The 12,451-nt window shown below is 45.1% G+C and carries 14 protein-coding genes; 9 read left to right on the top strand and 5 right to left on the bottom strand.

Annotated features, from left to right (window positions below):
- Positions 1–82 precede the first annotated feature (82 nt).
- Positions 83–445 carry a DUF5615 family PIN-like protein gene (locus O9323_RS03575; protein WP_002803120.1) on the top strand — a complete coding sequence of 121 codons (363 nt, stop codon included), beginning with the start codon at positions 83–85 and terminating at the stop codon, positions 443–445.
- Positions 446–1,365: 920 nt separating this feature from the next.
- A complete protein-coding gene (locus tag O9323_RS03570) occupies positions 1,366–3,696 on the top strand; it encodes a heavy metal translocating P-type ATPase (protein WP_288124696.1) in 2,331 nt (776 codons plus the stop codon).
- A gap of 199 nt (positions 3,697–3,895) precedes the next feature.
- Here the strand turns inward: O9323_RS03570 and O9323_RS03565 are convergent, their stop codons facing one another.
- Positions 3,896–4,237, bottom strand: a complete 342-nt coding sequence (locus O9323_RS03565; protein WP_002734498.1) for a hypothetical protein — start codon at positions 4,235–4,237, stop codon at positions 3,896–3,898.
- 12 nt (positions 4,238–4,249) lie between these two features.
- On the opposite strand from O9323_RS03565, the gene holB reads away from it, so the two are divergent.
- Both holB and O9323_RS03555 read left to right on the top strand, forming a co-directional pair.
- The gene (gene holB / locus O9323_RS03560) at positions 4,250–5,215 is read left to right on the top strand and encodes a DNA polymerase III subunit delta' (protein WP_288124695.1); all 966 of its coding nucleotides are present in this window, start codon (positions 4,250–4,252) and stop codon (positions 5,213–5,215) included.
- Positions 5,216–5,252: 37 nt separating this feature from the next.
- Positions 5,253–5,468: a hypothetical protein gene (locus O9323_RS03555; RefSeq protein WP_002779127.1), complete on the top strand. Its 216-nt coding sequence runs from the start codon at positions 5,253–5,255 to the stop codon at positions 5,466–5,468.
- A 430-nt stretch (positions 5,469–5,898) separates the two neighbouring features.
- Here the strand turns inward: O9323_RS03555 and ftsH2 are convergent, their stop codons facing one another.
- Positions 5,899–7,785: an ATP-dependent zinc metalloprotease FtsH2 gene (gene ftsH2 / locus O9323_RS03550; RefSeq protein WP_288124694.1), complete on the bottom strand. Its 1,887-nt coding sequence runs from the start codon at positions 7,783–7,785 to the stop codon at positions 5,899–5,901.
- A gap of 287 nt (positions 7,786–8,072) precedes the next feature.
- Between ftsH2 and O9323_RS22510 the strand changes: the two genes are divergently transcribed.
- Positions 8,073–8,369: a type II restriction endonuclease gene (locus O9323_RS22510; protein ID WP_353851583.1), complete on the top strand. Its 297-nt coding sequence runs from the start codon at positions 8,073–8,075 to the stop codon at positions 8,367–8,369.
- Positions 8,370–8,384: 15 nt separating this feature from the next.
- Positions 8,385–9,317: a DNA adenine methylase gene (locus O9323_RS03540; RefSeq protein WP_288124693.1), complete on the top strand. Its 933-nt coding sequence runs from the start codon at positions 8,385–8,387 to the stop codon at positions 9,315–9,317.
- 255 nt (positions 9,318–9,572) lie between these two features.
- On the opposite strand, the gene O9323_RS03535 is transcribed toward O9323_RS03540, so the two are convergent.
- Positions 9,573–9,872: a hypothetical protein gene (locus O9323_RS03535; protein WP_002803105.1), complete on the bottom strand. Its 300-nt coding sequence runs from the start codon at positions 9,870–9,872 to the stop codon at positions 9,573–9,575.
- 218 nt (positions 9,873–10,090) lie between these two features.
- Between O9323_RS03535 and psbX the strand changes: the two genes are divergently transcribed.
- A complete protein-coding gene (gene psbX, locus O9323_RS03530; RefSeq protein WP_002733679.1) occupies positions 10,091–10,210 on the top strand; it encodes a photosystem II reaction center X protein in 120 nt (39 codons plus the stop codon).
- Between the two features lie 45 nt (positions 10,211–10,255).
- Here the strand turns inward: psbX and O9323_RS03525 are convergent, their stop codons facing one another.
- Together O9323_RS03525 and O9323_RS03520 are read right to left on the bottom strand one after the other, a co-directional pair.
- Positions 10,256–10,903, bottom strand: coding sequence for a ComF family protein (locus O9323_RS03525; RefSeq protein WP_002779130.1), 648 nt, complete (start codon positions 10,901–10,903; stop codon positions 10,256–10,258).
- Complete coding sequence (locus O9323_RS03520; protein ID WP_004158383.1) at positions 10,872–11,171, bottom strand: DUF1816 domain-containing protein; 300 nt, start codon at positions 11,169–11,171, stop codon at positions 10,872–10,874. Before O9323_RS03520 ends, O9323_RS03525 begins: the two co-directional genes overlap by 32 nt.
- 255 nt (positions 11,172–11,426) lie before the next feature.
- On the opposite strand from O9323_RS03520, the gene O9323_RS03515 reads away from it, so the two are divergent.
- A complete protein-coding gene (locus O9323_RS03515) occupies positions 11,427–11,786 on the top strand; it encodes a ferredoxin thioredoxin reductase catalytic beta subunit (RefSeq protein WP_002779133.1) in 360 nt (119 codons plus the stop codon).
- A gap of 9 nt (positions 11,787–11,795) precedes the next feature.
- The gene (locus O9323_RS03510) at positions 11,796–12,221 is read left to right on the top strand and encodes a DUF309 domain-containing protein (RefSeq protein WP_002741528.1); all 426 of its coding nucleotides are present in this window, start codon (positions 11,796–11,798) and stop codon (positions 12,219–12,221) included.
- Positions 12,222–12,451: the final 230 nt, after the last annotated feature.

Raw genomic sequence — 12,451 nt, 5'->3', positions numbered from 1 at the left:
AAATTGAAGACATTCGTGCTTGTCTGCAATATGCTATCGCTTTAGTAGCGGCTGAAGACATTAAACTCGTGTCGGCTTAATAATGAAATTTCTTCTCGATCAAGACGTTTACGCAATCACTGCGAGATTTCTAATTGATGCCGGACATGATGTGGTTCTTGTTGCTCAGCTTGGTCTATCACAAGCTAGTGATGAAGAAATACTTAGGACATCTCAGCAAGAAAATCGTATCCTCGTCACACGAGATAGGGATTACGGGAATCTTGTTTTTGTCAGAGCAGTTGGAACTGGAGTTATTTACCTTCGGGTATTACCCACGACAGTTAATGCAGTTCATGGGGAATTAGCGCGAATCATCAAAAATTACTCCGAAGTGGAACTAGCAGGAGCATTTATAGTCGTAGAACCGGATGGTCATAGGTTTAGAAAGCCTTTGCTTTATTAAGTCAGGTGCAACGTTGTGTTATGCCCCGATCGCTTTGGCAATCACTTAATCTTGACGATCGATATGATGTAGGGTGTGTTAGCGTTAGCGTAACGCACGAATTTTGAACATTAGATAAGGTGCGTTACATTTCATTAACACACCCTACAAGAGCGGCGATCATACTCCCCGTTAACGCTCCTTGCGCCTATCTGTTTTGGCTCTGATTGCGTCCTTGTTCCCCGCTTCAGCCTCTAGATTTCCGAGTCCAGTCACTGGGGGCAGGTCGGGAGTCACTGTGTCCCTTACAGGGTAGGTCTTTCACCTACATCCTTTTTGTCAGTTATGCTGTTTTATCGGCACTCTAGGCTATTTATTCCCCTAGAAACGAATCGCACCGTTACATTTCATTAACCCACCCTACAAGATCGGCGATCGCACTTGGCAACGAGGTGTCGGGCAACAGCCTCCCCAATCCCTCTGCTGCCTCCAATGATTAAGACGTTTGCCATGTCAGGAATTTCAGGTGTGCCTAACTATATATTATGCGGAAAGTTGCCGTATATGACGCTAAATACGCATTTTTTTAAGAATCTTTCTGTATATTACGCTCAAATGGAGCGATCGCAAGAAGTTTTCCGTATAATATTACGATAAGCGTGTTATGCCGATTAGCGTACTCTGTTATGAACCCTCCCCCACTGATTTGTTCAAAGTTTTCTCGTTGTGCGACTGTCAGATGAACTTTATCTCGCCTACCTCTTCCCATGATTGATGTCCTCAGTTGAGCTTATCTATTGCCCTATTTTAGCTGTGTCAGTCCACTACCAGATCGGCTACCTGAAATTTCAGCTATCTGTAACCCTACACGCCAAAATAGTTTAAAAATCGGCCGAGAATTTCTAGGATAGAAGTAAAGACCATCCTTGCCTACTTTTTCTATGATCCTAGCCGCCGAAACTGGACTAAAAACCGCTACTCTAGACGTAAAAGGCATGAAATGCGCCGGCTGTGTTAGTGCCGTAGAAAGACAACTCAGCCAAAATCAAGGGGTAAAATCGGCCCAAGTTAACCTAATCACGGAAATTGCCGTGATTGAATACCAACCAGATGCGATCGCACCAGAGCAATTAGCCGCAAAATTAACCGCGATTGGATTCCCCACCCAACCGCGCAGCTCATCGACTCCCCTTTCTCAACAAAATCAACGTCGGCAAAACCAACAAAAAGAACAGCAACAACAATTATACCGATTAGCGATCGCTTGTTGTTTACTGGTTTTTTCCCTGATCGGTCACTTACACCACATCGGGGGACCAGAAATCCCCATCCTTCAAAGTATTGCTTTTCACTGGACTTTGGCCACCCTAGCCATTTTATTCCCCGGCCGCGATATTTTCATCGATGGTTGGCGGGGATTACGGCACGGTATGCCAAATATGAACACTCTCGTTAGTTTAGGCACAGGTAGCGCCTATATAGCCAGTTGTTTGGCTCTTATCTTTCCTAATCTCGGTCTAGAGTGCTTTTTCGATGAACCGGTCATGCTGTTAGGTTTTATTCTCCTCGGACGGACTCTAGAAGCGCATTCCCGTCATCGCGCAGCCGCAGACCTAGAAGCGCTTACCTCCCTACAACCGGCAGTGGCTCACCTGATTGGTAGTACAGATGACCGTGTGGGTGTGGCGATTCCGGTGGAACAGCTGCGCGTCGGGGAATGGGTCCGCGTCTTACCCGGGGAAAAAATTCCTGTGGATGGGGAGATTATTCAGGGAAGAACCACGGTAGATGAAGCTTTGTTAACGGGGGAATCGCTGCCGGTGGTCAAGGAAATGGGAGATCTAGTCATTGCCGGCAGTTTCAATCTCTCCGGTGCGATCGCCGTGCAAACTCGTCAGGTGGGAACCGATACCACCCTAGCTAAGATTATCGCAGCTGTGGAATCAGCCCAAACTCGCAAGGCCCCGGTGCAGAAGATAGCGGACCGGGTAGCGGGTTATTTTGCCTACGGAGTGATGATAATTGCCCTAATTGTGCTGCTCTTTTGGTATTTTTGGGGAACTAGGCTCTTTCCAGAGGTGTTAGGGTCAACCACAGGACACCACGAGATGATTCAACCCACTTCTCCCCTACTTTTGTCCCTAAAATTAGCGATTTCTGTGCTTGTGGTCGCTTGTCCCTGCGCTCTCGGTTTAGCCACACCGACGGCCCTACTGGTGGGAACCAGTTTAGCAGCCGAAAGGGGTATTTTGATTAAAGGGGGTGATGTTTTGGAAACCGTCTCGCAACTGCAAACGGTGGTTTTTGACAAAACGGGAACCCTTAGCCAAGGTCATCCAGAAATTACCGATTGTTTGAGTTTTTCTATCCTTAATTCCCTGGAAATTCAACAATTAGCGGCAGTAGTGGAGAGTGGGACTAATCATCCTCTTGCTCAGGCGATTTTAGACGCGGTTACTCCCCCTACTAACCTGACGGGGGAAGATTTTCAAACTGTGGCCGGATTGGGAGTTTCTGCAAGGGTGCAGGGGTCGAAAATTGTTCTAGGAAATCGGCAATGGTTGGCACAGAACGGCATTAAAATCGATGAAACTATCTGGGGGATTCAAGAGCTTTTACAAGCGGGTAAAACGGTGATTTATCTGGGGATGGAAGAACAATTACTCGGCGCGATCGCTTTTCAGGACCGATTACGTCCCGATGCTCAAACAACCGTGAATCAGTTACAAAAACTCGGTTTAGAGGTGATTTTACTCAGTGGTGATCGCCAAGAAGTGGTGACAGCGATCGCTAATAGTTTGGGTATTAGTCAATTTTACGCCCAAGTTACTCCCACCGAAAAATCCGCCTTAATTGCCGACCTACAGACAAAAGAGGGCAAAATCGTCGCTATGGTCGGGGATGGTATCAATGACGCTCCCGCTCTAGGACAGGCTAACATCGGTATTGCTCTGGCTGGTGGCACGGAAGTGGCTATGGAAACGGCCGGGATCGTTTTAATTAGCGATCGCCTGGAGGATGTGGTACAATCTCTGCATTTAAGTCTGGCCACATGGCAAAAAATCCGACAAAATCTTTTTTGGGCTTTGGGTTATAATACCTTTGCTATTCCCATTGCCGGTGGTTTATTACTGCCCCGTTGGGGTCTAGCTTTCAGTCCGGCCCTAGCAGCAGCTTTGATGGCTTTTAGTTCGGTTATGGTAGTGAGTAATTCCTTGCTTTTACGTCGTCAATTTCCCCCGCTCACATCGACAAAGGAAGGCAAAAATTAAAGCAATTACCGATTTTTTCTCGATAAATCTATCAAGTGCCAAAAAGAGCAGCTCTCTTATTCTTTGTGCGATAAGTTTAACTCATACAGGAGCGATCAATCTCTGTGTCCTCTGTGTCTTTGTGGTTCGTTACCCAAGAGAGCCAAGATGGCATTTTGTCCCTGTCTTTGTCAGTTGACGGAGACAGGAACAAATCGGGTTAAGCGGTAATTCTGGTCAGGGATTGACCTTGATAATTGTTGGTAATAATCTGGTGAATAGATTCAAAAAATCGCCGACAACGATTATTAGTTCTCAGGGGCAATTCATGATTTTTTACCAATAAATCGATCTGAAGTTCCGAGCTAGTGGGAGGATGAATAAACAATTCCACTTTCACTAACTGGGGAAAGAAAGCATCGTTAGGAACTTCCGATAAAAGCAAGACATCGGTCCGGCGCTTGATGATTTCAAATTCACCCAAACTTAATATATCATCGTATAAAAACCCGGTCTGATGAGGAGAAATCCCGACAAAATAGGAACAGCAATAGCGAGCCATGGCAGGGAAAAGATGATAGATTGGTCAAGGTTAATCGGTCAAAATCAGGCCATTGAACTACTACAAAGAGCGCTTGAAGTCAATTCGATCGCTCCCGCTTACTTATTCGCCGGCGCTAAGGGGATTGGACGCAATCTAGCAGCAAAATGTTTCTGTCAAGACTTGTTAACTAGAGATCGATCTCCGGAAACAAGGGAATTAATCCTGAAACGCTTTCTGGGAGGCAACCATCCCGATTTACTCTGGATTGAACCCACTTATCAACACCAAGGCAAACTGCTCACCGCAAAAGAAGCACAGGAAAGCAATCTCAAGCGCAAAGCTCCCCCGCAAATCCGCATCGAACAAATTCGCGAGATTACTAACTTTTTAAGTCGTCCTCCCCTGGAATCGGCCCGCTCTGTGGTGGTGATCGAGGAAGCAGACACCATGACGGAATCGGCGGCAAATGCGCTCTTAAAAACGCTTGAGGAACCGGGAAAAGCCACTTTAATCCTGATTGCTCCCAGTCCCTCCTCTTTACTACCCACTCTCGTTTCTCGCTGTCAACATATCCCTTTTCAGCGTCTTTCGGAAGAAAATCTCGCTCAAGTCCTCCGCTCTAACGGACAAGCTCGCGTTCTCAATTATCCGGCAATTCTCGGTTTAGCCCAAGGTAGCCCGGGAGAAGCGATCGCAGCTTTAGAGTTTCTCGACAGTCTCCCCCAAGATTTACCGCGATCTTTGAGCAAATTTCCCCTAAAACTCTCCCAAGCACTGGAATTAGCCAAAATTATCGCTCAAACTCTTGACACGGAAACCCAATTATGGTATGTGAGTTATCTTCAGTATGAGGATTGGCAACGACGACGAGAGCGATCGATTTTAGAAATCTTGGAAAAAACCCGCCGGCAGCTGTTAGCCTACGTTCAACCCCGTTTAGTCTGGGAATGCACTTTCTTGGCATTGGCCAAACTATCCACCGCCCAAAAGTCTTAAGATTGTTATATTTATCGATCGAGTGGGGAGAAAGACCATGAAAATCAAATCCTTAGTTTTGCTGATTCTGTTAACCTTGACTACGGTTTTAGGTGCTTGTCAGGGAGGAAAAGAAGCCGAAGAACCGAAAAACGTCCCCACCACGGTGGAATCGCCGCAAAAAGACGATGATAGCGATAAAGACGGGGAAAATCGGCAAAAAGACGATGATAATGACCAGAATAAAGACGATGACGATGATGATGATAACTAATTGTAAAAATCAAAAATTGTTGTTAGGGTTAGGAGTCAGTAGCCAGTAGTCGGTCGTCAGGAGAATTAAGAATGAATGATAATCAATTAAATTGTCTATTTACAGATTTTAGGCAATTTAATCCTTATTTTTGCCGCTTTTGAACCCTTAACTAGGGTTTGCGGCAAAAAGTACGGGCGAAGCATTCGGTTAGAAAATCTACGGTTTCACCGATAGGTGATTGTCCGAATGCTTCGCCCCTACAGGACGCGGGCCGATGAAGACGCAAGGTTTTGAACGACGATTCTCTCAAAATCTTGCACCTGTTTCGCGAAAAAAGCCACAAAACTCTTACCTTGCCTACATTTCACATTTATTCAGCAAACCCTAACTGGGATAAAAAAATCGGGTGAGCTTTAACCCACCCGATCGCCTATAGATTGAAATCAACCTATAACTGTGGTACAAACTGTTCTTTTTCGGGAACGTAGGCGTATTCAGCCACAATCTGCCGGAATTCTTCCCCATTGATCGTTTCTTTTTCGATCAGCAGATCCACCACTCGATCGATCACTTCGCGATGATCGCGGACAATTTGCCGAGAAATTTCATGGCAGTGTTCCACGATCGATCGCACCTGATCATCAATGCGAGTAGCGACCTTCTCAGAATACTCGGAACGAGTCATCAAACCGCCACCGAGGAACACTTCACCCCCTTGACTTTCTAGGGACAAAGGACCCAAATCGCTCATCCCGAAACGAGTCACCATCTGGCGGGCCATATCAGAAACTTGCTGTAAATCGCCACCGGCACCGGTAGTCACCTCATCATAGCCGAAGATTTCTTCCTCAGCCGCCCGACCACCCAAAGCACCGGAAATCCGGGCCATTAACTGCGCTTTCGTGGTTAAACCCTGTTCTTCGTTGGGAGTGAACCAAGTTAAACCCTGGGCCTGGCCCCGGGGAATCAGAGTCACTTTCTGGACGGGATCGTGATCTTTTAAGAGCGTACCCACGATCGCATGACCCACTTCATGGTAAGCGATTAAGCGCTTGCTCTTGCTATCGACTAAAGGAGTACCTTCCATACCCGCGATAACGCGATCTACTGCGTCATCTATCTCTAGGAGGGTAATGGCATCTTTACGACGACGGGCGGTTAAAATTGCCGCTTCGTTCAGTAAATTGGCTAAATCTGCTCCACTGAACCCCGGAGTGCGACGGGCGATCGCTTCGATGGAAACGTCGTTAGCCAGCTTTTTATTGCGGGCATGAACGTCTAAAATCTCTAAACGACCTTTAAAATCGGGCGCATCGACGGTTACTTGGCGATCAAAACGGCCCGGACGCATGAGAGCGGAATCGAGAACATCGGGGCGGTTAGTGGCGGCAATGATAATAATTCCTGTATTCCCCTCGAAACCGTCCATTTCTGTCAATAATTGGTTCAGGGTTTGTTCCCGTTCATCGTTACCACCACCGATACCAGCACCCCGTTGACGACCTACTGCGTCAATTTCATCGATAAAGATTAAACAGGGAGCATTTTCCTTGGCTTTTTTGAACAAATCGCGCACGCGAGAAGCACCGACACCGACAAACATTTCCACAAATTCCGAACCAGAAATGCTGAAGAAAGGTACACCCGCTTCACCGGCGATCGCTTTAGCCAACAGGGTTTTACCCGTACCAGGAGGGCCAACTAACAGGACTCCTTTGGGGATTTTGGCCCCGACGGCGGTAAATTTCTCCGGTTGTTTGAGGAAAGTGACGACTTCCTGTAATTCTTCCTTCGCTTCGTCAATTCCCGCCACATCATCAAAGGTGATGCCGGTTTTTGCTTCCATCTGGAAGCGAGCTTTTGATTTACCAAAACTCATCGCTTGACCCGGACCGCCTGGGATATTATTAGAACGGCGGAACAGGAAAAAGAGAGCGGCAATCAGCAAAAAGGGGAAAAGTAGATTACCGAGGAATCCCCACCAAGCGCTTTCATTCCGCATCGGGTGAGCATCGAAACTAATTTTAGAATCGCGTAAACGGGCGATCAAATCCGGGGAATTGGCCGGTAAATCGACCCGTAGGCGTTGTACTCGGTTTTCTAGTTCTGGATCTAGGGCCTGTACGATCGCGGTTCTGCCCCCTTCGTAGAGATCGACGCTAACAACCCTACCACTGTCTAGGTATTCTAGAAAGCGTCCGTAGGTCATGCGGGTAGTGGCGGTGTTATTGCCGATATTACTGGTGGCGGTGGCAAAAGTGCCTTGCCAGAGGAAAAAACCGACCACAAGGGCGGGCAATGTCCACAGTAAAATCGTTTTCCAGGATAGTTTCATGTTTGTTTAGTGGTTCTAGGATAAAGATTTTTGCTTAACTCATTTAGCTGTTTTTGTCAAGGATTTTAGGTTATTTTTTCGAGATTAATCCCCGCAGCCAATTAAATCTTAACTAAATGTAACGTAATTCTCATAATTCTGACAAGAATGGTGACGAGAGATTTTGGCTCTCTTGGGTTTGGTGGGTAAAATGTATTCTAAGATACATTCCTCCTAGCGGGGGGGTGGAACGAACCACAAAGACACAAAGGACACAAAGATTGATCGCTTCTATGTAAGTTAAACTTATCACACAGAACCGAGAAGAGCCAGATTTTTTTGGTTCATTTGTTCTAGCAAGAGTCTCATGGTTTCTGGGATCAGCTGTACTGAATTTAAACTGCCTCAAGGTATATACTATATCTATTGATACGAAAATCATCTCTAAGATATTAGAATTGCTTCTTTTTCCCATATTTGATAATTTTGCTAGATGTAACCAATTAAAGATAGAGTTAGTATCTCAACAAAATTTTTACCCTGATTTGACCTTTATTCACGAGCCAACAGGAGCTAAGTTTGCTGTGGATAGAAATTACTATTGATGAGGAGAGTGTTTAGTGAAGTTAACGCCACTTGTGCCACCGATTAAGTGTCAAGGAATTAAAACTAAATTGGTAAAAGATGTTAAAAATATTGTGTCTGATCTGAGCTTTGGGCGTTGGATAGAACCCTTTTCTGGATCGGGAGTGGTGGCTTTTAATATTAATACCCAAAAGGCTTTACTTGCGGACACAAATACTCATATTATCCAGTTTTATAATAATCTAAAAAATCAAGTTATTACCAGTAAAACTGTCAAGCTTTTTTTGCAAGAAAATGGTCAATTTCTTAAGGAGCAGGGAGAAAGTTATTATTATCAAGTACGAGAAAGATTTAATCAATCTCCTAATTCTCTAGATTTTTTATTTCTCAATCGCTCCTGTTTTAATGGCGTGATGAGATTCAATCGTAAGGGACAGTTTAACGTACCTTACTGTCATAAATCAGAACGATTTTCTCAAGCATATATTACCAAAATAGTCAATCAAGTTATTGCCCTAGAAAATATTCTTATTAAAACTGATTATAATTTTCAAGTTGCTGACTTTCGAGAGACTTTATCTAATTGGCAAAAAACAGACTTGATCTATCTCGATCCTCCTTATTTAGGGAGACACACCGATTATTTTAACTCTTGGTCTCAAGAGGATGAAGATTGTTTGGTGACTATTTTAAAGGATATTTCTTGTCGGTTTATTTTGTCCACTTGGCACAGTAATCAGTTTAGAAGCAATCCTTTAATTAAAAAAAATTGGAGTGCTGATAAGTTTTATATCTATACTAAACAGCATTTTTATCATGTGGGTTCCACAGAAAAATTACGTCATCCGATCACCGAAGCGCTCATTACTAACTTTAACATTCCCTTGTTGCCAGAGCGAGGAACTGATTTGCAACAACTGTCATTATTGCCATCGACAGCAGAAAATGAGGGAGTGAGAACAGTCTAGAAGATGCCTAGTTGCTAATTCTCACTCCTTACTATTTAGGGTTTGCTGAATAAATCTAAAAACCTTATCCAACAAAGTTTTTAGACTTTTTTTCCCTCAAAAAGTGCCGACCATTGGAGTGATTGGGGGGAAAATTCAGGGACTTTTTCCCTAAAAATTAGGTAATTGACTCCCTCAAAATCGGTAAAACCCTACACCCCACACCCCACACCCCACACCCTGCCTCCACGAAAGACTTTTTGCCGCAAACCCTATTTATCCTTGGCTTTGGCGCAGATGGTCGTTAATTTGGCGTTTACGCTTTTCTTGGGGGGTAGTGCTAGTAATTTCGCCAAAATCTTCACTACTCATGGAAAGATGGGACATTATCTTTCTTTTGCGCTCTTTAGCGGTTAATTCCGGTGAAGGAGTTACTGGAGGCGGCGCTGCCACGGGTTCCGCTGCCACCGGGGGAGTTTCCACAATTGGCAGCGGTTTTTGGGGAATATAGTCAGCACCAGTGGTACTTCTGGAGAGATGATCGAGAATGCGCCGTTTGCGATCGTCAGTAGCCATAAAAATCTTTGCCAGTCTAGTGTGAACTTTTGTAACTATCACCCATTGTCAAACATCCCTATCTCCTTGAGAAGTCAAGGGAGATTTTATTTTCAGCGATTGAAGACATATAAAACCTGCGATCGCATTTATCTGGTCGTGGAACTGGGGGCCTTCTCGCCCAAGGTGATAAGATAAAAAACTAAGTCTTTGAAAATATGACAAAGGATTTATCTATCATGACACCCTCTTTAGCTAACTTTCTCTGGAGCCTTGTTTTAGGTGCGGTTATCGTCCTGATCCCCGCCACTATCGGTTTGATTTTCATCAGTCAATACGACAAGATCAAACGCACTTAATTTAATCTAACTCTAAAATGCCTAGACTGATTCCGTCTGGGCATTTTAGCTAATTTTGGAACTAGCAAGAGCGATCGCACCGACTACCCGATATCCCTCTGTGCGTAAAACCTGCACAGCTTCCTCGATCGTGGTTCCTGTGGTATAAATATCGTCAATTAAGAGAATCGGCACGGATTTCGGTAAATTTTTCCCCAGTTGAAAAGCCGCTTGCATCGTCCTTTTTCTTTCCTCGGCTGCCATACTAAACAAGGCTGCCGTGTTCTTAGTCCGAATTAATCCGCGACTAGCCAGATGATAACCGGTTAAACGACAAAAACCTTCGCCAATGACTTCTGCTTGATTAAAACCCCTTTCCTTTAACCTTTCTGGGTGGAGAGGGATAGGAATCACCGTCAAACGTTTATCGGTGAGGGGAGGACGCAGCAGCCAAGTTTCCCCCATGCAACTGCCTAGCAAAGAGCCGAGAGCGGGATGGCGATCATATTTCATTTTAGCGATCGCCTGTTTTAATTTACCTTCATAGCGTCCCCAGATAAACAGGGGAATAGAACTACGCCAGAGAAAAAGCGGGTTATTCTGACGATAGGCCTGTAATTGTCGCCCACAATCACGGCAAAGCTCTCGATCGCTCTGCCGTTGACAAAGAGGACAGGGAGACTTAAGAAATAAAGCGAGAAAAGGTTCGAGCATGGGAAGCAAAAGTTTTAGCTAGATCCTGACTTCCATCGTCAAAAACGGTCAAATAATGGGGATTACTCCGCTCGATCGAAAGACTGATTCCTTGCGCTCCTTCGGACTCTAGATCTTGGAGATAACCCCCCTGATGCTGTTGTGCTTCCTCAAAGGAGGCAAAGGGACCAAAATAGTAGATACAGTGGGGATAAAGGGAGGTAATTTTCAGCCACCAAGGCGTGTTATCGTCAGCAATTTTATTTGTCTGCAAGAAAGATAAAATCATGTTCTGGTATTGATAGGGTACAGGGATTGCAGGAATCAAGGACAGGTTTTGAGGAACTTTGCCTCCATAATTCCCGTTTGCTGGCCAAAAAGTCGAGCTTTTGGCCAAAGAGAGTCTTTTTATCGTATTAGATTAACAAGGGGATCGGTCGCAAAATCAAAAGAGATTCTAAAAATTCCCCTCAGCCAAGGGGAAGCGGATCGAGATAGGATAGTAAAAAGTTTTTTTGTAGAAAGCTAGGGAGATAAGATAACTATGAGCCAGATCACAGACACAGATAAGAGTCTTGAGGCGATGAAGAAGTTTGCCGAACAGTACGCTAGAGGTACAAATACCTATTTCTGTAGCGATCTCTCGGTGACAGCCGTAGTAATTGAGGGATTAGCGCGTCATAAGGACGAATTAGGCGCTCCTTTATGTCCCTGTCGTCACTACGAGGACAAAGAAGCGGAGGTAAAAAATACTTTCTGGAATTGTCCCTGTGTACCGATGCGGGAACGGAAAGAATGTCACTGTATGCTGTTTATTACCCCCGATAACGAGTTTGCTGGGGAAGAACAGGTAATTTCCCTCGACTATATCCAAGAAGTCCGCGAATTGATGAAGGGGCATTAGTATAGGGTAATGACAGCCAGCGCTTTTGGGCAAGGAATCGACGAATTTAATCGCCAGCAATTCTATGCTTGTCATGATACCCTAGAGGCTTTGTGGATGGAGTCCGCAGAGCCTGAAAAAACCTTTTATCAAGGCATTTTGCAGATTGCTGTCGCTTGTTACCATCTAGAAAATAATAACTGGCGCGGGGCGGTAATTCTTTTGGGGGAAGGGGTGAGACGTTTACAACACTATCAACCCGATTACGAGGGGATCAACGTGACGCACTTGGTGGGGGAGAGTTTGGATCTATTAAACTTTTTACAGAATCTCGATCCCCAAGCTTTACCGGCAGTGTTAGAAGCGATGAAAAGCAATCAGGAACATCCTCATCCCCACCTCGATCAATCTATCTGTTCCCTGCCGAAAATCCTCAAAAGTCATCCCGTTCTCTAAACAGCTAGATTAGTTAGTCAATACAATTACCTCTAAGTAGGTGGGTGTTAAAATTGTCAGCACCCCCCTTATCAAGGGGGGATTAAGGGGGGATCAGCACCCCCCTTATCAAGGGGGGATTAAGGGGGGATCAGCACCCCCCTTATCAAGGGGGGATTAAGGGGGGATCAGCACCCCCCTTATCAAGGGGGGATTAAGGGGGGATCAGCACCCCCCTAATCAAGGGGGGC

It is taken from the genome of Microcystis sp. LE19-131.1A, assembly GCF_027532015.1.
Lineage (GTDB): Bacteria > Cyanobacteriota > Cyanobacteriia > Cyanobacteriales > Microcystaceae > Microcystis > Microcystis ichthyoblabe_A.
The sequence above is the reverse complement of the archived record's forward strand: the minus strand, read 5'-3'. Positions and strand labels throughout refer to the sequence as shown.